Here is a 457-nt window from a genome sequence, read left to right on the forward strand (position 1 = left end):
AGCAGAAATTGGAGAAGGTCCTTGCGGACAAATAAGAAAAAGATTCCTTCGCGAATCTTTTTTATGGCTGAAAATTGGAGCCTTTTTTAATCTGTCTATTTTTGTACAGAATTGTCCGAAATTACAGTCATATACTTGGATAACTCAAATGAAATAGTGTATAATACCAATTGCGAATAATTTATTATATTAGGAGATTCTATGGGAAAAGATTTATTTAACCCCCATTTGCGTAAGTTTTCGATTCGAAAATTAAACATTGGAGTTTGTTCGGTATTGTTATCTACCGTGTTCCTTTTGGGGACTGCGGCTACGGTCAGTGCAGATGAAAGTACCAGCGGATCAGCGGATGACAGCATATCGCTGCCGGAAAGCGGGCTGAATGCAGCCGTCAGCCAGCCAGCGGCTGCTGACACATTCGCAGCCGCTGTTTCTGAGGCCCCTGCTCCAGAAATTG

The 457-nt window shown here is 42.0% G+C and carries 1 protein-coding gene; it reads left to right on the top strand.

Annotated features, from left to right (window positions below; translation table 11 throughout):
- Nucleotides 1–201: 201 nt before the first annotated feature.
- On the top strand, nt 202–457 hold a 256-nt coding region (locus tag STRDD11_RS13335), incomplete at its 3' end, for a YSIRK-type signal peptide-containing protein (protein WP_128837680.1).

The organism is Streptococcus sp. DD11, assembly GCF_001578865.1.
In the GTDB taxonomy this organism is placed as follows: Bacteria; Bacillota; Bacilli; order Lactobacillales; family Streptococcaceae; genus Streptococcus; species Streptococcus panodentis.